The 19,906-nt window shown below is 58.3% G+C and carries 18 protein-coding genes and 1 pseudogene; 9 read left to right on the forward strand and 10 right to left on the reverse strand.

Annotation, left to right across the window (positions count from 1 at the left end; genetic code table 11):
* Positions 1-21: 21 nt before the first annotated feature.
* Positions 22-996: a substrate-binding domain-containing protein gene (locus AB8B29_RS25570; RefSeq protein ID WP_439006792.1), complete on the reverse strand. Its 975-nt coding sequence runs from the start codon at positions 994-996 to the stop codon at positions 22-24.
* A 162-nt stretch (positions 997-1,158) separates the two neighbouring features.
* Between AB8B29_RS25570 and AB8B29_RS25575 the strand changes: the two genes are divergently transcribed.
* The 6 genes from AB8B29_RS25575 to AB8B29_RS25600 all read left to right on the forward strand — a co-directional run bounded on the left by AB8B29_RS25575 (position 1,159) and on the right by AB8B29_RS25600 (position 5,347).
* Positions 1,159-2,196: a LacI family DNA-binding transcriptional regulator gene (locus tag AB8B29_RS25575; protein WP_439006793.1), complete on the forward strand. Its 1,038-nt coding sequence runs from the start codon at positions 1,159-1,161 to the stop codon at positions 2,194-2,196.
* A gap of 449 nt (positions 2,197-2,645) precedes the next feature.
* The gene (locus AB8B29_RS25580) at positions 2,646-3,536 is read left to right on the forward strand and encodes a transglutaminase-like domain-containing protein (RefSeq protein ID WP_037190777.1); all 891 of its coding nucleotides are present in this window, start codon (positions 2,646-2,648) and stop codon (positions 3,534-3,536) included.
* A gap of 363 nt (positions 3,537-3,899) precedes the next feature.
* On the forward strand, positions 3,900-4,115 hold the full coding sequence (locus tag AB8B29_RS25585; RefSeq protein ID WP_037190781.1) for a hypothetical protein: 216 nt from the start codon (positions 3,900-3,902) through the stop codon (positions 4,113-4,115).
* Between the two features lie 70 nt (positions 4,116-4,185).
* Entirely contained in the window at positions 4,186-4,380 is a 195-nt protein-coding gene (locus tag AB8B29_RS25590) for a hypothetical protein (RefSeq protein ID WP_037190784.1), read from the forward strand.
* Positions 4,381-4,499: 119 nt separating this feature from the next.
* Positions 4,500-4,763 carry a hypothetical protein gene (locus tag AB8B29_RS25595; protein WP_037190786.1) on the forward strand — a complete coding sequence of 88 codons (264 nt, stop codon included), beginning with the start codon at positions 4,500-4,502 and terminating at the stop codon, positions 4,761-4,763.
* Between the two features lie 203 nt (positions 4,764-4,966).
* On the forward strand, positions 4,967-5,347 hold the full coding sequence (locus tag AB8B29_RS25600; protein WP_037190787.1) for a hypothetical protein: 381 nt from the start codon (positions 4,967-4,969) through the stop codon (positions 5,345-5,347).
* Positions 5,348-5,907: 560 nt separating this feature from the next.
* Here AB8B29_RS25600 and AB8B29_RS25605 read toward each other — a convergent pair.
* From AB8B29_RS25605 to AB8B29_RS25625, 5 genes are all read right to left on the reverse strand, one after another.
* Positions 5,908-6,828 (reverse strand): SMP-30/gluconolactonase/LRE family protein, encoded by a 921-nt coding sequence (locus tag AB8B29_RS25605; protein ID WP_037190790.1) that lies wholly within the window; start codon positions 6,826-6,828, stop codon positions 5,908-5,910.
* 34 nt (positions 6,829-6,862) lie between these two features.
* Positions 6,863-7,813 (reverse strand): ABC transporter permease, encoded by a 951-nt coding sequence (locus tag AB8B29_RS25610; RefSeq protein WP_037190793.1) that lies wholly within the window; start codon positions 7,811-7,813, stop codon positions 6,863-6,865.
* On the reverse strand, positions 7,810-8,754 hold the full coding sequence (locus AB8B29_RS25615; protein ID WP_092576175.1) for an ABC transporter permease: 945 nt from the start codon (positions 8,752-8,754) through the stop codon (positions 7,810-7,812). The genes AB8B29_RS25610 and AB8B29_RS25615 overlap by 4 nt, the downstream gene beginning before the upstream one ends.
* Positions 8,751-10,214, reverse strand: a complete 1,464-nt coding sequence (locus tag AB8B29_RS25620) for an ATP-binding cassette domain-containing protein (protein WP_439006922.1) — start codon at positions 10,212-10,214, stop codon at positions 8,751-8,753. Before AB8B29_RS25620 ends, AB8B29_RS25615 begins: the two co-directional genes overlap by 4 nt.
* Before the next feature lie 110 nt (positions 10,215-10,324).
* Positions 10,325-11,341: an ABC transporter substrate-binding protein gene (locus AB8B29_RS25625; RefSeq protein ID WP_037190798.1), complete on the reverse strand. Its 1,017-nt coding sequence runs from the start codon at positions 11,339-11,341 to the stop codon at positions 10,325-10,327.
* 299 nt (positions 11,342-11,640) lie between these two features.
* Here AB8B29_RS25625 and AB8B29_RS25630 point away from each other — a divergent pair, with 299 nt between their 5' ends.
* From AB8B29_RS25630 to AB8B29_RS25640, 3 genes are all read left to right on the forward strand, one after another.
* On the forward strand, positions 11,641-12,879 hold the full coding sequence (locus tag AB8B29_RS25630; protein ID WP_112441726.1) for a sensor histidine kinase: 1,239 nt from the start codon (positions 11,641-11,643) through the stop codon (positions 12,877-12,879).
* The gene (locus AB8B29_RS25635) at positions 12,876-13,607 is read left to right on the forward strand and encodes a response regulator transcription factor (RefSeq protein ID WP_037190806.1); all 732 of its coding nucleotides are present in this window, start codon (positions 12,876-12,878) and stop codon (positions 13,605-13,607) included. Before AB8B29_RS25630 ends, AB8B29_RS25635 begins: the two co-directional genes overlap by 4 nt.
* A gap of 104 nt (positions 13,608-13,711) precedes the next feature.
* Positions 13,712-15,241, forward strand: coding sequence for an altronate dehydratase family protein (locus AB8B29_RS25640; protein WP_112441724.1), 1,530 nt, complete (start codon positions 13,712-13,714; stop codon positions 15,239-15,241).
* A gap of 15 nt (positions 15,242-15,256) precedes the next feature.
* Here the strand turns inward: AB8B29_RS25640 and AB8B29_RS25645 are convergent, their stop codons facing one another.
* The 4 genes and pseudogenes from AB8B29_RS25645 to AB8B29_RS25660 form a co-directional block, all read right to left on the reverse strand.
* Entirely contained in the window at positions 15,257-16,252 is a 996-nt protein-coding gene (locus AB8B29_RS25645; protein ID WP_112441722.1) for a GntR family transcriptional regulator, read from the reverse strand.
* 336 nt (positions 16,253-16,588) lie between these two features.
* Positions 16,589-18,271, reverse strand: a complete 1,683-nt coding sequence (locus AB8B29_RS25650; protein WP_081938651.1) for a GMC family oxidoreductase — start codon at positions 18,269-18,271, stop codon at positions 16,589-16,591.
* A gap of 906 nt (positions 18,272-19,177) precedes the next feature.
* Positions 19,178-19,516 carry an NnrS family protein gene (locus tag AB8B29_RS25655; RefSeq protein WP_051963169.1) on the reverse strand — a complete coding sequence of 113 codons (339 nt, stop codon included), beginning with the start codon at positions 19,514-19,516 and terminating at the stop codon, positions 19,178-19,180.
* Between the two features lie 91 nt (positions 19,517-19,607).
* Positions 19,608-19,877 (reverse strand): annotated as a pseudogene (locus tag AB8B29_RS25660) (NnrS family protein); the annotation flags it as partial.
* Between the last annotated feature and the right edge of the window lie 29 nt (positions 19,878-19,906).

Here is a 19,906-nt window from a genome sequence, read left to right on the forward strand (position 1 = left end):
CCGGAGCGAAGCCTGCCCGATCTATCGGGCGCCCTGTTTGACGCCGACCATGACCGCGTCGATATTGGAAACATCGACGATACCCGGACCCGTCAGCACCGGCGCCGTGGGCAGGTTGGTGCCGAAGTCCAGATGGGATGCCAGTAGCGTTACGCTGAGCAGGGCTTGGAGATAGGGCTGCTGGTCGATCGCGAAGGTCTGAGAGCCGTCCTTGATGCGCGCCAATCCCGATGCATTCAGATCGAAAGTGCCATGGACGACTTTCCCCACCTTGCCTGCTTGATTGATCCCGCTCGCAGCGGCGTCCGCGTCGGTCGCTCCGACGTTGAGGACGCCATCGATTGTGTCATCCTGAATGAGTGTGGCCTTCACCGCCTCGGCAATTGCCGTTTGATCACCGAAGCTCGTGGCCGGCAGCGGCAACTGCTTGCCCTTGCCACCCCTAGCGGTGATGCCATCGATCACGCCTTTGCACCGGGCCTCCTGATTGGCAGCACCTGGAAGCGTATTGACACAAATGACATTCTTTGCGCCTTTTGATCCCATATATTCGCCGCCAGCCTTGCCGGCGACATATTCGTCCGAGCCGACATAGTTGATCGCGCCGAGCTCGCGCGCCTTATCGATATTGCCGGCGTTCATGAGGATGATTTTGATCCCGCTCTGAATAGCAGCCTTGATCGCTTCATCCTCTGCCGCCGGCACCCAGTCAGGGACCACGATGCCCTTCACACCCTGGCTCATCGCGGTGCGTACGAGCTGCGCTGCGTCCGGACCGAGATTGTCATAGGTCTGCAGCTGGAGATAAGTTACCGTACCGCCGTTCTTTTCGAGAACGGGCCTCGCATCATCGACACCCTTCTTGATGCGGCTCCAGAACTCGTCATCCGTCTTGCCACCGACCACGGCGATATTGGCGGCCAGGGCGGCAGAGGCACAAAGGGCGACAACAGACGCCGCCAATAACCCTTTGAGGGCACCCTTAACGAACTTCATTAGATTTCCTCCCGAAAGTTGCTCTCGAGATCACATCTCCTCTGATCGATCTCGGCAACGCCAGGCAGTAGTACCAAATGAACTGCTTGTTCGAAATAGCTATTGCAATGGAATGAATATTTTGTATCTTTCATTCCATTCTAAAATGAATTGGATAATGTCATGAAGGCGCGCCCTACGATCGCGGATTTGGCCAGTACCGCCAAGGTGAGCATTTCCACCGTGAACAGGATCCTTAACGGTTCATCCTCTGTGAAACCGAGGACAATCGAGAGAGTTCAAAAGGCTGCGGAGGAAATCGGCTTCTATGGTCGGGGCGTCATCGAAGACCGGCAAAGAAATGCCCGCCCCTCATATTGCTTCGGATTTCTTTTGCAGCAGTCGACCCGAGAGCTATACCGCCTCTTCGGCTCCAGCGTCGTCAATGCATGTCAGCGGAGATCCGGTGAGAAAGTCGAGGCGCTGGTCGAATTTGTCGACGTTTTAAGTCCCGAGAACATCGCAAACAGATTGGATGCCCTGGGAGAAAAATGCGATGCGGTCTCTGTCATTGCGGGAGATCATCCCCTGATCGGACAGACAATTCATTCTCTCAAGCTTAGAGGCAAGCCGACCGTTGCCTATATAACGGATCAGAGCGCTCCAGATCGCGCCGGCTACGTCGGGACCGACAATTGGAAACTGGGCAGAACTGCCGCATGGTTTTTAGCCCAGACTGCCCAATCGCCCGGGCGGGTTGCAGTGTTCATCGGTAATCACCGCTACCAATGCCAGGACGTCTCGGATGCCAGCTTTCGCTCATATATGCGCGAGCATGCGCCTCACATCCAAATCGACGATAGCCGGCCAACTCATGAAGAGCCCGAGGAGGCTCATCGGATCGTTAGCCAATTGCTGTCCGAACTCGATGACCTGAGAGGTATCTTCATAATTGGAGGCGGGATTTCGGGGGTTCTCAGGGCACTGCGCGAGGCGGCTCCCGAAAGAAGAGACAAGGTGAAGGTGGTCTGCCGCGACCTTGGTCCGGAGACGCGTAAGGGACTGACGGAAGGCCTAATCACTGCAGCTTTGTGTCATCCGATGGACCGAATCTCTGACGAATTGGTCGCAACAATGATTGCCTCCCTGACCCATCGCGACAGCCCGGCAATTCTCCAACGTATCGTGCCGTTTGAGACGATAACTCCAGAGAGCGTGTGAGCCTGCAATGCGAGATATCGGGCAGCAGTCTCAGTATCGAAGAACCGATTTGACCGGCGTCGACGATAAATTGAGCCTGGTGGCGGCGGTGGGGATAATGACAAGCAAGGCAACGTGCTTCGACTACCCATCCCAATTTACATGTCGAGGCGAATACGCTTAGACTCCGCTGTTGCCTGCCCGGCGGCGATATCAGTGGTTCGCATATGGACCCGCGCGGAGCGCGATGGTGCACTTTTTCCTTGAGAAACCCAATATAAAATTGCCAAACTTCCGATCGAAGCTCGGAAAACCCTACGAAGCAGACGCATATCGGCGACTGCCGGCGTTTGTGCCTGTGATCGTCAGGCGGCGTCTGCTATGGCATTGGCTCTCGCATCGCTTCCAAGCAAAAAAGAGATGCAGGATTTATAGGTAACGCTGCCCTCGCAACTATCATCGGTGATTGGATGACCACATTCTCCGTCCGGCATATCACCTCCTATCGCTACACAAGACCTGTGGAGTTTGGCGAGCACCGGCTGATGTTCAGGCCAAGGGACAGTTTCGACCAGACGCTGTTGAGCTCCCACCTGCAGGTCGATCCGCAGCCGGAATACGTCCGATGGATCCATGACGTGTTCGGCAATTGCGTCGCCCTGGTTGGTTTTGCGGAAGCCTCGCGTGAACTTCGCTTCGAAACAACCATTCGCCTCGACCATACGCCTCACATTGCAATCGACCTTCAGATCGACGAGGCGGCCTTGACCTATCCTTTTGCATACGATCCGGAGGAAGCACTTGATCTGGAGCGGACAATTCATCGCCATTACCCAGATCCGGGGGATACGGTCGGCAAATGGGCGCGGCAATTCGTGCGGATCGGCCAGCCTACCGAAACTGGGCGCTTGCTGATGACCTTATGTTACGCGATCCACGAGAGCTTCATCTACGCCCGGCGGTTGGCGCATGGCACGCAGACTCCGCTGGAAACCCTGCAGCTTCGGCGTGGAACCTGTCGCGATTTTGCACTGCTAATGATGGAGGCGGCGAGATCGCTTGGGCTCGCTGCCCGCTTCATCACCGGCTATATCTATGTTCCCGACCGTGACGGCTCGTTGCCGCTCGGGGGCGGATCGACCCATGCCTGGTGCCAGATCTACCTTCCGGGCGCCGGCTGGGTGGAGTTCGATCCCACCAACGGTATCGTCGGCAACCGCGACCTGATCCGCGTCGGCGTCGCCCGCGACCCGAAACAGGCGATACCCCTGTGGGGCAGCTACGATGGCAGCGCATCCGATTTCGACGACATGTCCGTGCAGGTGAATGTCACGACCGATGATCGCAGCGCGAGGCGTTGAGGTCCATGTCCCCCGGACCAGGCTGGCGCCCATTCGCCTTTCAGGTTCGTTTAAGCGAGCTCCGATAAAGCACGGATCGTGCGAACACTTGCGCCCCCCAGTCGGAGGTTCGCACAGGGAGGTCTTTTCAATAGGCCTTTTTAAGCTCTGCCTCAATGCCACGAGGCAGAGCTCTTCGCGTTTGTCATCGTCATGCACCGCTTCGCAATGCCGTAGTTGAGGTCGGATACCTTCTTCATCCAGGGAAGCCAATGGCGTTGCGGCAACTCGGCATAGATCTGCAAGACTAGTGGAACTTTCATCGTACTTGACTTCACGTGTCCCTCTGGCACGGTGAATGTTACGTCAAAAATAGGAAGATCCATGACCCCAGAACGTTTTTCCGAATGCCTTTTGCATATCCGCTGGACGCCCATCAATCTGGCGAGTGCCCTGCAATGCGACTTGTCATGGGTGGAGGCGCTGGAAGCAGGGAATGCCGAAGTGCCGACTGGATTGTCGGCATGGCTGGAAACTCTCGCACAATGCCATGAGGCTGCCGGCGTTCCAACGACCTATCGCGGACGTGGGCACGAGTGAGATCAACAGTGGCGAGCCGGCGGCTAACGCGAGTTATCGATGAGTACCACCCCCGGCGGAGGGATTTGAAATGAATGATGATTTTCGCTTAAAGCTTGTCAAGATTAGAGACGAAAAAGTCGCCCATCGCAATGAGCTTCTGGCGATGAAGTTGCAGGGCGCAGCTGCGAAATGGGTCAACGAAGATATCGATATTGACGGCATGATCGCCCGCGAACAACTCGCGATCGACAACCTCGACGATACGATTGCCCGCCTCAGCTAAAAGCGCCCGATCGTAACTTGAAGGCGAATCCTCGCCATCGACATTCGCGCGGCTTCTGATATTTCTTTATTTTACAGCGACGACCGTTCTGGGAGGAACTTCACCGTCGGGAGGAACACATGACCGGCAAACCGAACAACCGTGATGCCGCCGCCCTGTCAGCCGGCGCGGTGGCGCTTTCGAATTCCGCCATGCTTGCAGCGCTGATCGGTCATCTTCGGCGGATCGGCGCGGTCAGCGCGGAAGCAGAGCGCGATATGTATGAGAACGCCCTTCAAATGCTTGAGGAAAGCCAGGGCGATGACCAAAGCGGCGTATTCGCAGCGGCTCGGGAACTGATTGCAGAGCATTTGAAACCGCATGGCTCCAAGCTGGCAACTTAGGATAGGTCGCGGATAGACGGGATCGTGCGAACGCTCGCGCCCCACCTCATGGGCAAATGCGATGTCGTGCAAACGATTACATTTTTCGGCTCGCATGTACCGCAATTTGGGATTTGCAAGAGACAATAGGGTTTCCAGTTCTGCCATTGATTGTCATTTCACGGGAGGCTGAAAGAGAGTATCTTGTACGATGGAGGAAAGTCATGCGTCGCTACCTCATCGAATGCGTTCTTCAACCAGAGGAGATCGACAATCTTCAAAAGATTTTCGACGTTATCATTGCTCAGCCCTGGTTCGTTTTGAACGATGTCAACCGAGAGATGTTTGCGGTGGATCTGATCAAGCTCTACCAAAGTGGAATTGTTGATTGCAATATACTACGCGATCTCGCCACCTCGAGAGCCATTAGGCGCTTCGGACGAGAAATGCCGAGGACCCCATCGGAAAGAGAAAGAGAAGCCTATGAACAAGGCATTTCTGCAGGAAGACGACACCTGAACGATAGGCCCAATCCATATCCGGAAAACAGCACTCTTGCGGCTGCCTATGAGAATGGTCTTCTTGACGGTCAAAAGCTGCAATAGATGCCAGCCCGTCCGATTCTCGCAGGCTCGACCATATCCGGCCTGAATTTACCGCCAATTTGATGAAGAGGGACCGCCGTCGATCGGCGGAACGTCGTCGCGCCGTCGCCAAGAATTTCGCGTCATCCCTGTAATTTTCCTCGTTTCACTAAGGAGCTCAGGCCTACATACCCGGAGGCGCCGCGTCACGAAAGGATGATTTATTATCTAGGAATTCACCCTTGAGTAGTGTAATATTAGCGGACGGACAAGTTCACACCCCTGACACTTGGTCGCACTAAGTGAGCCGTTATAGGTCTCCCGGCTCTGCCTTGCCCCACAAGGCAGAGCCGCTTCTCTATTCCAAGAGAAGGAATGCCAATGGTGTGGCCCTTCGGGCAGCCGTATCCGGCCCGGCGAAAGCCTTCAGAGAAGTCGTCTCAGCCGTAATCCGTCGACCTGCGCCAAGCAGGCGAAAAATATCAATACGAAATTAAGGGCTGGCTGTCCGCAATCGTCAGCGAAGAGTAGCGGAGGACCGCTACAATCAACTTCAACGCGCCTGAACGGGCCAACTATCTCTAGGGCAGTTGGACGCCTGTGGCTGTGGTGTAGACGCGGTATACCGATTGCGTCGCAGCGATAAACAGCTGATTGCGGCGAGGCCCGCCAAAAGTCAGGTTGGCGACCGTCTGCGGTATCTTGATCTTGCCGAGCAAGGTGCCATCGGGCGCGAAGCAATGCACGCCGTCGCCGGCACTCGTCCAGATATTACCCGCAATATCCGCGCGGAATCCATCCGGAATGCCCGCGTCGATGTCGCAAAACACCCGGCCGTTGGCGAGCTTGTTTCCATCGATCACGTCGAACACGCGAATGTGCCGCGGAGCATTGATGTCATGGCTTGCGGCAGAGTCAGCGACATAGAGCTTGGTCTCGTCCGGTGAGAAGGCCAAGCCGTTCGGCTGACGGAAATCGTCGACCACGATCTCCAGATCGCCGGTCGCCGGGTCCAGCCTGTAGACATTGCGTGTCGCCTGTTCCGGCTCTGCCTTGTAACCCTCGTAGTCCGACAGGATGCCGTAGGTCGGATCGGTGAACCAGACGGTTCCATCGGAGCGGACGATCACATCGTTGGGCGAATTCAACCGCTTGCCCTTGTAGCTATCGGCAAGAATGGTGATCGAACCATCGATCTCGGTGCGCGTCACTCGGCGGGTGCCATGCTCGCAAGATACCAATCGCCCCTGGCGGTCGCGCGTGTTGCCGTTGGCGAAATTCGAGGGAGCGCGGAAGATCGACACGCTCCCACCCGGCACCCAGCGCAGCATGCGTTCGTTCGGGATATCGCTCCAGATCAGGCATCCGGTATCTGCGAACCAGACCGGCCCCTCCGCCCAGCGGCAATCGGAATAGAGTTCCTCAAGACCGGCACTGAGAACCACGAGATCGCGGAACCGCGCGTCGTACATTTCGTAGATGGACGGTGCGTCGTTTGGCATTGCTATTTTCCTGTAAAGACCGCTGGGAACAGTGTCAGCGCCCGCCGATGGGACGGCCGCCGGCAACGAGAATGACGGCAATGATGATTAAGCCGGTGAGAATGAGCCTTGGGCCTGCGCCGAAACCATAGGTGTTCAGCATGGAAACGACCAGGAACATGAACAGGGACGCACCCCATATGCCCGGCACATTTGAATCGCCGCCGGCGACCGCCGTGCCGCCGATGATGACGACGGCGATCGACATCAGCAAATATTCGGCCCCCATATTGAGAGCTGCGCCCCCGGAGAAGCTGGCGAGAAGATAGCCGCAGATCGAGGCGAGAATGGCGCAGAGTACATAGGTCGCAAGCCGCGTACCATCGACGGGAATGCCGGCCATACGCGCGGCAAACATGCTCTGTCCGATCGCCGAAATCCAACGGCCGTAGATCGTCCTCTCCAGCAAGACCCAGGCCAGCGCCGAGAGCAGCAGCGCGACGATGGCGACATTTGGAATGCCGAGCACACCGGACGTGGTGAAATCGGCCAGCTGCTCGGGCGGCTTGATACGCAGCCCGCGATTGCTCCAAATGGCCGCCGACTGGATGATGAAGCTCATCGAGAGGGTCGCGATAATAGGTGGAATGCGCAACAGCTTGATCAGCGCATAGTTGCCGATCCCGATGCCGAGACCGATCACGATCGACACCAGCAGACCCGGCACGACCATGCCGTCCTCGACATTCATCAGCTTCAGCGCAATCGTACCGGCAAGCGTCATGGTGGCCGGCACCGAGAGATCGATATTGCCGGGCCCGAGCGTGATGACGAACATCTGCCCGATGCCGACGATGACGGAAAAGGCGGCAAAGGTGAGTGCGGCCTGCGACAGGCCGATCGAACTGGCGCCGCCGGTGAAAAGCACCGTGATGATCCACACGAGGATGGCAGCGACAAAGGACCAGATCCAGGGCTTCCGGCCGAGCGCACGAAGAGCGATCATGATTGTTTCTCCCGCTTTTCGACACGGTTGAGCAAGAGCCTCAGGGCAAGCACGATGACCAGGATCGCACCCTGCGCACCGATCTGCCAGTCCGGCGAGATCCGCAGGAAAGACAGAAAGGAGCCCGCCAACGTCAGCGTCAGCGCGCCGATCACGGCACCCACCGGTGAGACGCGCCCGCCCGTGAATTCGCCCCCGCCAAGGATGACCCCGGCAATCGACAGCAAAGTATAGCGCAGCGCGATATTCGCATCCGCTGAGGTCGTAAGGCCGACAAGCGCAACACCGGCCAGCACGGCGAAGAGGCCGGCCAGAGCGTAAGCCGCTGCACGCAGGCTGACGACGGACCAGCCCGCACGCTGGAGCGATCGCTGATTGCCACCGACACCGCGGATAAGAACACCGAAGGAAGAGCGCATGACAATCAGGTGGGAAATCAACGCGATGACGACGCTCGCGACGATTGCTATGGGGACAAGTGGCGGTTTAGAGGTCATCAGCCAGCGCGCCCAATCCGGCGCGGTACCGCCTGGTGCCGGCAGCAAAAGGACCGCCAGACCGCCCCAGACGAAGCTCATGCCGAGCGTTACGACGATCGACGGCAGATCCCTGATATAGATGATGATGCCGATTACGGCATAGACGGCAATCGCTGCAGCCAGGATGAGGATGCCAATGAGCGGGGACGACTGCAAATAGGTCGCCGCCACGCAAGCGGTGAAACTGACGAAGGTTCCCATCGACAGATCGAGATCGTTGACCGACATGATCAACATTTGGGCTATCGTCGCGAGCGCAATGGGCACGGCAAGATTGAAGAGCAGATTGAGGCCGATATAGCTCATGGCGCGCGGCTGCAAATAGAAGACCGCGACGAGCAGGACGGCAAGCGAGAGCGCCGGGATCAGCAGGCGCAAGGTGGCGGAAGATGGACGGTTCATGCGTCTTCTCCGGCAAATGAAGCGGCCAGCACATTTTCCTCGGTGATTTGGTCCCCGACCAGTTCCGCGACGATGGCGCCATTGCGGAAGACATAGGCGCGATCGCAGAGGCGGATCTCATCCATCTCGGTCGAGTACCAGATGAAGGTGCGCCCGGCCGCTGCTTCGTGGTTCAGGATCCTGTAGACCTCCTGTTTGGTGCCGATATCGACGCCGCGCATCGGATCGTCCATCAGCACAATCGGCGACGTGGTCGCTAGCGCACGAGCAAACAGAACTTTCTGCTGGTTGCCGCCCGATAGCGACAGGATTCCGTTTTCCATGGCTGGCGTGCGGATTTCGATGCGGCCCTTCCAGTCGGCTCCCAGGCCTTCTTCCCGCTGTCTGTTGACGAGGTACTTCTGCGAGAGCTCGCCCAGCGATGCGATGCTGAGGTTCTTCAAAATGCTCCACAGGGGAAAGGTGCCATTCAGGCTTCTGTCGCCGGCAACGAAGGTGATCTTGTCCTGCCTACCCGGCAGCCAGTTGCTCGAGAGCGACCGATGGAGATCGAGGAGCATTTCGGTCTGGCCGTGGCCAGCAAGACCGGCAAGGCCGATCACCTCGCCCTTGCGGACCGCGAAGGCAAGACCCTTGCCGCCGCGCGCGGGCAACGCAAGAATGGGAGATGCCGCGACACGCTCTTCGTTCCTCACTTTGCGATCCTGTTCCTTGACGACACTACCCATCGCCTGAACAAGGCTGTGCACGGTAAAATCCTGAGCCGCGCGATCGGCAACGACGCGGCCGTCTTTCATGACCAGAATGCGGCTCGCGGTCGACAGGATCTCGCCAAGGATATGCGAAATCAGCATCACGGCGCCGCCTGTTTGGACGAAAGCCCGGACATAGGCCATCAGTTGCGCCGCCAATCCGGCATCGAGCGAAGAGGTGGGCTCATCGAGAATGACGAGCTTCGGCTCTTCCCCCACGGCACAAAAGGTAATCGCGATCTCCACCATCTGCCGCTCAGCGATGGAAAGTTCGCCGACAGTGCGCATGACATCGATCTTGTGGCCGGTGAAAATCTCGTCGAGCTTGGCGCGGATGATCGCCGCAGCCTGCCGCCGCCAGTTCCAGCCGGCGAGGCTGCGGTGAACGACCCGCATGTTCTCGACGACGGTCAGGTTGGGCGCGAGCGATAACTCCTGGAAAACACAACGAATGCCATGCGCACGCGCAGCGTTGATGCCATGCACTTTATCGTCGCCCTCATAGGCGATGATGCCTTCGTGCGGGCTCAGACCACCATTGATCACGTTGACGATCGTCGACTTGCCGGCGCCGTTGTGACCGACAAGACCGATACATTCGCCGGCAAGAATTGTAACATCGGCGCCATCAAGCGCCTTGACGGCACCGAAATGTACCTTAACGCCGCGGGCCGAGACGACCGCTTGCGGCTCGGCATCCTGTCTCATCGAAGCATTGTCTTTGACTGCAATCATGGATCGTCCGGTCGGGCGTTGCGTCTGCCCAGCGCCACCTTCTCATCGGGCGGCGCTGGTTTTAAATAGCAGGTTGATATCGACTACTTCGCCGTGGCGATGGCTTTCTTGGCATCGTCTAGCGTGTATTCAACATTGGCGACGCCGCCAGCCTGGGTCGAGGCAAGGTTGGTTTCGAGATTGTTCTGATCGATGCGCAGGAACGGCACGACCAGATCCTTCTTCACCTGCTGGCCGTCGAGGATCTGCTGGGCGACCCAGAAGGCGAGCGTCGAGACGCCGGGCGCGATGGAAACCGACATGGTTTCGTAGCCGCTGGCGTCCTTCTCCTTCTTCCACCAGGCAAGCTCGTCCTGGCGGTTGCCCATAACGATCGTCGGCATGGGGCGCTTTGCGGCTGCGAATGCTTGCGCGGCGCCATAGCCGTCACCGCCCTGGGTCACGACCGCGGCAATGTCAGGCAGGCTCGGCAGGATACCCGCGACGGCGCGTTGGGCAACATCCTGCGCCCAGTCACCATGCACCGAACCGACGATTTTGAACTGCGGATATTTAGAGGCCGCATCGTGGATGCCGGCCGAAATCTCGTCATCTACGGAAACGCCAGCGAGCCCGCGAATTTCCAGGATATTGCCGCCCTTCGGCATTTTCTTCGCGAGATACTCGATCTGGCTTGCGCCCATGCCCTTAAAGTCGACGGCAATGCGCCAGGCGCAGGGTTCGGTGACGATGCCGTCGAACGAAACGACGACGATCTTGGCATCGCAGGCTTCCTTGATCGCGCCGTTCAGCGCGGTCGGCGATGCGGCATCGATGACGATCGCATCATAACCCTGCAGGATCATGTTCTGGATCTGCGCGGCCTGCTCGGTCGCCTGGTTTTCTGCCGTCGTGAACGGGTCGGCGGCGGCAACGACGCCGGCTTTGACGGCCTCGCCGGTCACCTTCTGCCAACTGGTGAGCATGGCCTGGCGCCAGGAATTGCCCGCATAGTTGTTCGACAGGGCAATTTTCTTGGATGACGTATCTGCAAAAGCAGCAGCCGGTACGGCAACGCTCGCGATGACGGCGGACGCCAGAAGCATCTTGGTAATATTCATTTTTTTCCTCCCAAAGAGCCTGTACTTCAACTTCCAGGCCAAGATTTTCGAGCGCGCTCCTCAACGAACGATCGAAAATATTATTTGCACTGAAGGTTCCCCTTTCAGTAGAAACAGGATGTCCGAGATTGTGACGCTTGTACAGGCGCTTAAAGGGCGGGACCTTGCGGGATCCCGCAGAAAAGATGCGCAAGTCCGCAGGACGAACGACTTTGTTCGGCGCTTAATAGCGTTGGAAATTTACATGCTGCGATCGGCCGGAGGAGTTGAGGTCGACGCGTTGCCTGGGAGGGCCTGTCTTGCGCGATCTGGCGCCGCAATCGGTCTTTGACCATTACCTCAACATTTCAAGGCTCATCGCCGGACGGCTCGATTTTCACTCCGTCATCCAGGCGGTCGCGGCCGAGATCAACCATGTCATCCCGCATGATCACCTCGATGTCTGCATCATCATGGTGGATGAAAAATTCCATACGGCCTACGAAAGCGGAATGGAGACCGATTGGGGCAAGCGCTTTCCCGCTCCCGTCAGCAACAGCCCCATCCGCACGCTTCTGTGGGGCGAGACCGACCATCTGCTGACGGATGACGCCTGGAGCGACCCGCAATTCCATTTCCAGGGGGCCTTTTCGCATCCGATCTTCCATCAATCGCTGCACAGCCGCCTGCATGTCCCCCTCAAAGTCCAAGGCCACGTCATCGGGGCACTCTCCTGCTCCAGCCATCAGATGGGCTTTTACGACATGCAGGATGTCGAAAGCGCACGTGTGATTGCCGATCTGTTGGCTCCGCACTTCTTCGCCATCCGCGCGGCCGATCAGGCGAAACGATCCGCTATCGTCGAGGCGGAGGCACGGGCTCGCGAGGAAGGCCTGCGGCTCGGCGCGCTGAAACTGACGGAGGCCCTTGAGGCGGAGCGCCAGCGCATCGGCATGGATCTGCACGACCAGATTCTCGCCGATCTCACTCGACTTTCGCGGCGGCTGGAACGGCTGGCGCGTCAGCCTGACGTCACAGGCGAGGCGCTCGAACCTCTCTTCCGGGGTCTGCAGCACAGCATGCACGATCTTCGCCAAATCATTGAGGAAGCAAAGCCCTCGGTCCTTCAGCTCTTTGGCTTTGCCCAGGCGGTGGAGAACCACCTCGAACGGTCGATCCAGGAAAGCGGGGCAACGCTGACATGGAGGCTGAACGATGAAACGAGCGGTGCCATCGACCGCCTCGAGCAATCAGTCAGCATCGCGCTTTTTCGCATTGCACAGGAAGCTATCAACAACGCGATCCGCCATGCCCAGGCAAGCAGCATTGCGGTTCATCTTATGGCCACCGAGGGAGCTGTCACCATCGATGTCATCGATGACGGCCTCGGGCTTGGCAACGCCCACAGATCCTCCGGCGGCGGTATCGAAAACATGAAGACGCGGGCGCGATTGATTTCGGCGCGCTTCGAGATCAAAGCCGCGGCGGCCTCCGGAGGCACGCTGGTCAGCGTCAGCCTGCCCGCCAAAGAGCTATCGGCCAAGGGAGCTGCGGCATGAAGGTGCTGATCATCGAGGACGATCCTCTCCATCGATCCTATCTGAGCGAGGCCATCCGCGCCGCCCTCCCCGAATGCGATGGCGTGCTGGAAGCAGAAAACGGTGGAACCGGAGAGCGGCTGGCGCGCGATTGCAAATCCGCCCATATCGTCATGGACCTGCAGATGAGCGAGCGCAACGGCATCGAGGCCGCGCGCACCATCTGGAAGGAGCGCCCGGAAACGCGCATCCTGTTCTGGTCGAACTACTCGGACGAAGCCTATGTCCGCGGCGTCTCTCGCATCGTGCCGGTCGGTGCCGTCTACGGTTATGTCCTGAAATCGGCCTCCGACGACCGGCTGAAGCTTGCGCTGCGCAGCATTTTCATCGAAAGCCAGTGCGTGATCGACCGCGAAGTGCGCGGCATGCAGCAAAGAAGCCTCGGCACCATCAACGGTTTCACCGAGGCCGAGTATGAAATCCTTGTCGACATCGCGCTCGGCCTCACCGATCGGGCGATTGCGCACAGGCGCAATCTGTCGGTACGCAGCGTGCAGAACCGGCTGCAGCAGCTCTACATCAAACTTGGCGTCTATCAGCCGCTCGGTGCCCAGAGCGACGAGGGCCGGTTCAATCTGCGGGCGCGAGCCATTGCCGTCGCGCTCCTTCGAAAGCTACTCAATCACAGCGCGCTGGAGCGGGCCGAGGCGGATCTGAGCGCCTGGCTTGCACGCCAACCGCACAGCTGATGGAAAGAACTTTGCCGCCGGCGTCAATCACGCTTGACGCCCTCCCCGTCGAATGATTGTCTATTGCTAGCAATAGACATTAATCCAACCTCACGGAACCCTTCATGTCCGCCGTTTCGCCTGTCATCCTCCTTAATCCCATAGACGACGTCGCGGTTGCCCGCGCGATGATCCGTGCCGGGAACCAGACCGGCATCGAAGGTTTGATCGCCGCCGAGCAGATCCCGCGCGGACACAAGGTGGCGGTGCGCGATATCCCCGCCGGTCAGGAAATCCGTAAATTTGGCCAGCCGATCGGCATAGCGACGCAATTCATTCCGGCGGGAGGCCATGTGCACCTGCAGAATCTCGCCGTCATCGAATCCGAGCATCCCTACCAATTCAGTGTCGATATCGAAGAGACGGGAATGCTATCGCGCGAGGACTGTCGCACTTTCATGGGCTTCGATCGCGGTGCTGGCGGCGTCGGCACCCGCAATTTCATCGGCATCATCACTACGGTCAACTGCTCGGCCACCGTCTCGAAATATATTGCCGAGCACTTCAACCGCACCGGCGGCTTGGAAGGCTTCGGCAATGTCGATGGCGTCGTCGCACTCACCCATGGCGGCGGCTGCGCGATCAATATGAATTCCGAGGGCTACCGCTACCTAGCGCGTACCCTCCAGGGCTATGCGCGCCATCCCAATTTCGGCGGCATCCTGATGATCGGGCTTGGCTGCGAAACCAACCAAATTGCGCCTATTCTGGAGCACTACAAGCTCGAAGAGGGAAACCGGCTGCGCACCATGACCATTCAGGATCTCGGCGGCACGCGAAAGACCATCGCCGCCGCCTCCGAAATGATCCGGGATATGCTTCCCGAGGTCAACGCGGCCGAACGGACCGTTCAGCCGCTTTCGGGATTGAAATTGGCTTTGGAATGCGGTGGATCGGACGGCTATTCGGGAATCTCCGCCAACCCGGCGCTCGGATATGCCTCGGATCTTCTCGTTCGCAATGGCGGGACATCGGTTCTGGCGGAGACACCGGAGATCTACGGCGCGGAACACCTGCTGACGCGGCGCGCTGCAACGCCTGACGTTGCTGAAAAACTGCTATCCAGGATCGACTGGTGGCGCGACTATACGCGGCGCAATGGAGCGGAACTCAACAACAACCCGTCCTACGGCAACAAGCTCGGCGGGCTCACGACCATTCTGGAAAAATCGCTCGGCGCCGTCGCCAAGGGAGGCACCATGCCGCTTAAGGCGGTCTACGAATATTCGGAGATCGTCGACAAGACCGGCTTCGTCTTCATGGATACGCCGGGCTACGATCCGGTTGCCGTCACCGGCCAGGTCGCTGGCGGCTGCAACGTGATCTGCTTTACGACTGGCCGAGGATCGGTGTCGGGCTTCAAGCCGGCTCCCTGCATTAAGATCGCCACCAACACCGAGATGTACAATCACATGCGTGAGGACATGGACATCAATTGCGGTGACATCGTCAGCGGCGAGGATACGATCGAGGCGGCCGGCGAGCGCATCTTCGAGGACATCATTGCAGTTGCCTCCGGCAAGAAGACGCTGAGCGAAACCTTCGACTACGGCGATAATGAATTCGTGCCCTGGCAGGTCGGCGCGATCACCTGATACCGCCTTTGTCCGCTAGGCGATGAAGCTGTAGTCATCAGGCTGATAATGCTCGCGAATATAGGTAGCGCGCGACTGGACATTCGGCTCGGAATTGCGGATGTGGTTGCGCATGGCCTTGCGTAGCCCCTCCTCGTCGCGCCGCTGCATCATCTCGAAGACACCGATATGTTCAGCAAGAAACGGCTCGTATTCCGGCATTTTGATGCGAATGCCGACGACATGCTTGCTGAGCGTCAGGATGCAATGTGTCCGCCTGAGGATGCTCAGGAATTCCTTGTTCGGGCAAGCCTGAAGGCTGCGAAGGTGAAGATCGAGCTCCAGCTCGTACATGGTCGAGGCCGAAACGTCGGGATAATCAGCAAGCGCCGTCGACAGCCGCGCCAGCATCATGCCGATATGATCATCCGAAAGGCCGCCCAAGGCGCTTGAAAGCGCAATCGGCTCGATCTGCTCGCGCACCTCGTAGAGATCGCGGATGCGCTGGCTGTCGAGCGGCACGATCGACCAGCGGAAATTGTCGTCCTTTTCAATAATGCCGAGCGTTTCGAGCTTCAGGAGCACATCGCGCGCCACCGCACGGCCGACCCCGAAATGCCGCGCAAGCTCGTTTTCATTGATACGGTAGCGCCCGAAAAACGAGCGGTAAACAACGATGCGCTCGACATTTTCATAAAGCGCCTGCCAGGCAAACATCGGCCTGGCATCGGCCTCGATCAGCTTGCCGAGATAGTCGGCCAGCTTCTCCCGTCTGGGCGGCGTTCCCGACGAGCCGACGACAAAACCGCGGCCCTCGAAGCGATTGATCAAGCCATCCTCGACCAACATTTGCAGCGCCTGCCGAACGGGCGCGCGGCTGCTGCCGACAATGCCGGCAAGGGCAGCCTCGGTCAGCACGATGCCTTCCGGCACGGCACCCTCCAGGATTTCAGCCTTCAGCCGCCCATGAAGCTCCTCATAAAGGCTCCTCTTGCGCGGTCCACCGCTGCCCTCCAAGTCCGATACGCTCATACCGCCCATTTCCCTAGTGCGCAGATCCTGCCGTTTCGCTGAGGAACATCGCACAATTGGGAGGAAGACAACAATCCTGGAAAGACCGTCGTGCAGGGCAGCAACGCGCGGCAGGACATTTTTACCGACCGAGGTGACGGCACCGATGATGGTGTCATACGTTCCTCGCGTTTCGTTGAGAGGAATGCCGCGCAATTTCTCGACCGTCTAGCGATCGTAGAGGACCGGGGCAAAAAAGCCGGACACACCCTGCTGCCCGATACTTTCTCGGCGAGCAACGCCGAGTTTCGCGTAATTCTCAGCCGGCCGATCAGACGCACGATACGCAGCACGACATCAGCAAATGCTTCGCGGGACACTCAGAGGCGTTCCCCTTTGAGGTTCCAAGCGGCTGCTCGTCGACAAACCTGCAGCCGCGCTTTGACGGCGGGCCAGAGTAGCCAGATGTTCGGCGAGTCTGACGGCCAAGGCGACGGCGGGAAGCGTGGGGTTGGCTTGTCCGGATGTAGCGAAAACGGAGCTACCGGCGATGTAGAGGTTAGCGATATCGATGACGCGGCAGTTGTGGTCGACGACGGCGTGGTTGCGGTCCACGCCCATCTTGGTCAACCCGATCTGATGGTAGCCGTCTTTGGCTTGTGCGGCGATATGCTCTTCAAGATTCTCGGGGGCTGTATCGAATATCAGCTTGCCTATTTTGCGCTCCTTGAGCCAGCGATCAAGGGCGATATGTGCTTGGAGCGTGCCGCGAAAATCCTGAGGTAAATATTGGAATGAGACCTCGAGCTTGAACTGGCCGTCCGCATCTTGCACGGGCTTGAGGAAGGCGCGGTTTGAACTGCTTGGAATTTGCTCCCCATGGTAACGAAGGCCGTATCTCATGTCAGGCCTGCGCAGCAGAACATATGGTTCGGCCACGCGGTATTTTTGGTTAAACAGCGCCAGCGCGGCAGAGGTCGTGCCAAGAGGATTGCGCAGGACATTACGCAGCACATTATAGTAACGGGATCGGTCGGCTTCGCCCCATCTCGCCCTGTGAACGACGGTCTTCCGACTGTTCCAAAGATATAGCAGCGAGAGCGCCGGATCGACCTCATCGAAAGCAGCCCTCCGGTTTGTGGGCCAAAAAGCGATATTCGGCAACTCGAGTGCCCGTTGCAATTGGGGGGCGGGTTGAAACCGGTTACACACGAAGGTTCCGGTGGATGTGCGCTTAAAAAGATACCGTTCGGCATGTTCCTTGGTGGCGAATTCGATCTGCGCGATCTGTCCGGCGAGGTGTCCCATGTAGAAGCGGCCGAGCGGCCCATCGCTTCCGCCGAACAATTGCGGAAACGCAACCTGGAGGTTCAGCAGCAGCCGGGTGTTGCCCCTGCCGCCACAGGCCAGCACATAGTGGTCGGCGCGCACCTTGTACGAACCACCGCGGCAGGCGATCGACATGGAATGGACCCGTTCTTCCACTGGGTCGAATACCAGAGCTTTGACCCTCGCGTCTAAAGCGACGACGAGGTTCTGCGACGAAGCGATCTCAGCCCTGTTGGCTCTCGCTGTGTTGCGTATTCGTGTCCAGCTTTCCCGGGATGCTGGAAAATCACTCTCCGGCTCCGGCTCCGGATCCGATCGCTGGTCGCCGATATTACTGCTCAAAAGAGACCGCGCCCGCTGATAGAAAGGCGAAATCTTTTCGTGAGCAATAGGCCAACCGGAGTGTGCGACATAATCTCTTGCTTCGAAGTCTATATCATCAAGCTCAACGCATTGCCCACCCCATCGTTCGGACGTGCCGCCAAGTCCGGTGGCCGAAGTAAGTCGGTCCGCTGCGTGATAGATATCGTCTCCTACGTCGAACCCTGTTTCGTTTTGGTGAGGTCGTTTCGATCGTTTCGGCCCGGCTTCGATAAGCAGCGTTCGCAGGCCTCGCCGGCTCAATTCCAGTGCAGCGGAAATACCGACCGGGCCTGCGCCCGTGACGCACACGTCAAACACCTGTTGAAAGACCTCTAAATCCGCAAACATCTGCCCCCCCCCAAAATTTCGAGCTAGCGTCCTTTCAGCAGCAGCCGCAATCCCGTTACGTCCCCTTGCGGCACTGCGGATAGGTCTTGGCGCGATCGCCACCGGATGGAAGGTGGAGGCGCAGACCTGCGGGGGCACGCTAGTGCTTCACCATCCGCAGAACAATTTCACCTTAAGTGGAATGAATTTACTCGTCACTTCGAGCAAAAGGATTAGTAACAGCTTTGGACGCTCTGCAATCCCGGTCGTCGTCCAGCCGAAAAAGAAGGCATCCGCAATGGCAAACCGAAGATAGGCGTTGCCATGAAAGAAAACATCTCGGGAGCTCGCAACATCCGATTCTTGCGATTGGTGGAGCGGGCGATCCCGAATCAAGCCGCGTAATCGCTTCACATGCATGCAAGACGTGCTCGAATTCCTCTCTGGCCGGCGAATACTCTCCCATCTCAGAGGCGCTGTGCTTCTTCCACCAGATCGCAGTGGAGGCCGCCCTTTGCGGCGGTGCCGGTCAACAGAGCGATATCGGGCTCCTTGTGGAGCACGCTTCAGAAGCCGTCATTAGTGCGCATGCGACAAATGCCATCGCATCAAATATTACCACGCCTTGCCGATCCTATTCCGAAGGCTGATAAGAAGTAACAACGTCAACGACACTCTTCCTGTTACAGCATGCGTTCGAAAATGGGCAATATTTCTTGCGGTGTCTTCCGAGCTCGACCCCACAACAATATTCCGAATCTATGACGGACCTTCATGCCGCAAGCAGCGAGGTCGCCATGTTGACGAACACGACGACCGCATCATGCATCTGCTGCAAACCGGGTTATTCGATGGGATAGTGTCCAGCATTCTCCAGCATGACAGTCTTGACAGGGACCTTCCTGACTCTGCGCAAGAAATAGTTCGCTAAGATGTGGCGGTGTCCAACGATCTTCCGCCGGTTGCGTGAGCAAGATCGGACAGACGTCGAAAATCTCCGACTGGGGTCTTGTCGCGATAGCAGGCTCTCAAGGCCGCCTTGTTATTGATTAGCGCATACATCTTGCTGGCAAGGCGCATAACGGCAAGACCCGCGCGAGCCGAGATCGAGGCGGCGCCGGTCATCATCGCCTCGATGTGGAAGCCAGCGTTGGCGATCACGAGCACGAGTATCAAAGCGAAAACCTTCACGTTGCGCTGATTCTTTCCCGCGATGACCTCGCGCGCGGCCACCGCGCCAAATATAAGGAGAAAGGCCGGATCCATCAGTGTGGCGGGGATCCATCCAATTTTCGCGCAAAAAAACTGCCACCCAGCCTATGGCCCACAGCGTGGCGAGCAGAACGAGCAGCCAGCCGGCAACAGGCAGGCAGCCCGTCCAGCTAGGGATCGCAGTTAGTGGGAATCCCGCGACAACAGCCGCCTCATAGGGGTAGATCGTCTCGTGAATGTGCCAGTCGACTGGCGAAAATGCGGTCGGAATTTCGATCTCGCCCGTGAAGAAAGGCCGCCAGATAGCGATTGCCACCACGGCCCAAAGAGCGGCGCCCGGAAAGAAGGGGCGGAAGCCACGGCTCCACAAGGCCGGGCCGCTCCATGACCTTTGTGTCTCTGCTGTGCGTTTCATGGCCGATCGACTCCGAAGGCTATGGTTTG

Source organism: Rhizobium sp. 11_C7_N12_5 (genome assembly GCF_051811145.1).
Classification (GTDB): Bacteria; Pseudomonadota; Alphaproteobacteria; order Rhizobiales; family Rhizobiaceae; genus Rhizobium; species Rhizobium lusitanum.

Bases quoted from the DNA above. Each gene is read 5' to 3' on its own strand.
- AB8B29_RS25605 (WP_037190790.1), bottom strand. From the start codon at position 6,828: ATGCCAAACGACGCACCGTCCATCTACGAAATGTACGACGCGCGGTTC.
- AB8B29_RS25600 (WP_037190787.1), top strand. From the start codon at position 4,967: ATGCGTCGCTACCTCATCGAATGCGTTCTTCAACCAGAGGAGATCGAC.
- AB8B29_RS25620 (WP_439006922.1), bottom strand. From the start codon at position 10,214: ATGAGACAGGATGCCGAGCCGCAAGCGGTCGTCTCGGCCCGCGGCGTT.
- AB8B29_RS25615 (WP_092576175.1), bottom strand. From the start codon at position 8,754: ATGAACCGTCCATCTTCCGCCACCTTGCGCCTGCTGATCCCGGCGCTC.
- AB8B29_RS25585 (WP_037190781.1), top strand. From the start codon at position 3,900: ATGACCCCAGAACGTTTTTCCGAATGCCTTTTGCATATCCGCTGGACG.
- AB8B29_RS25635 (WP_037190806.1), top strand. From the start codon at position 12,876: ATGAAGGTGCTGATCATCGAGGACGATCCTCTCCATCGATCCTATCTG.
- AB8B29_RS25570 (WP_439006792.1), bottom strand. From the start codon at position 996: ATGAAGTTCGTTAAGGGTGCCCTCAAAGGGTTATTGGCGGCGTCTGTT.
- AB8B29_RS25625 (WP_037190798.1), bottom strand. From the start codon at position 11,341: ATGAATATTACCAAGATGCTTCTGGCGTCCGCCGTCATCGCGAGCGTT.
- AB8B29_RS25640 (WP_112441724.1), top strand. From the start codon at position 13,712: ATGTCCGCCGTTTCGCCTGTCATCCTCCTTAATCCCATAGACGACGTC.
- AB8B29_RS25650 (WP_081938651.1), bottom strand. From the start codon at position 18,271: ATGTTTGCGGATTTAGAGGTCTTTCAACAGGTGTTTGACGTGTGCGTC.
- AB8B29_RS25610 (WP_037190793.1), bottom strand. From the start codon at position 7,813: ATGATCGCTCTTCGTGCGCTCGGCCGGAAGCCCTGGATCTGGTCCTTT.
- AB8B29_RS25575 (WP_439006793.1), top strand. From the start codon at position 1,159: ATGAAGGCGCGCCCTACGATCGCGGATTTGGCCAGTACCGCCAAGGTG.
- AB8B29_RS25655 (WP_051963169.1), bottom strand. From the start codon at position 19,516: ATGGATCCGGCCTTTCTCCTTATATTTGGCGCGGTGGCCGCGCGCGAG.
- AB8B29_RS25580 (WP_037190777.1), top strand. From the start codon at position 2,646: ATGACCACATTCTCCGTCCGGCATATCACCTCCTATCGCTACACAAGA.
- AB8B29_RS25645 (WP_112441722.1), bottom strand. From the start codon at position 16,252: ATGAGCGTATCGGACTTGGAGGGCAGCGGTGGACCGCGCAAGAGGAGC.
- AB8B29_RS25590 (WP_037190784.1), top strand. From the start codon at position 4,186: ATGAATGATGATTTTCGCTTAAAGCTTGTCAAGATTAGAGACGAAAAA.
- AB8B29_RS25595 (WP_037190786.1), top strand. From the start codon at position 4,500: ATGACCGGCAAACCGAACAACCGTGATGCCGCCGCCCTGTCAGCCGGC.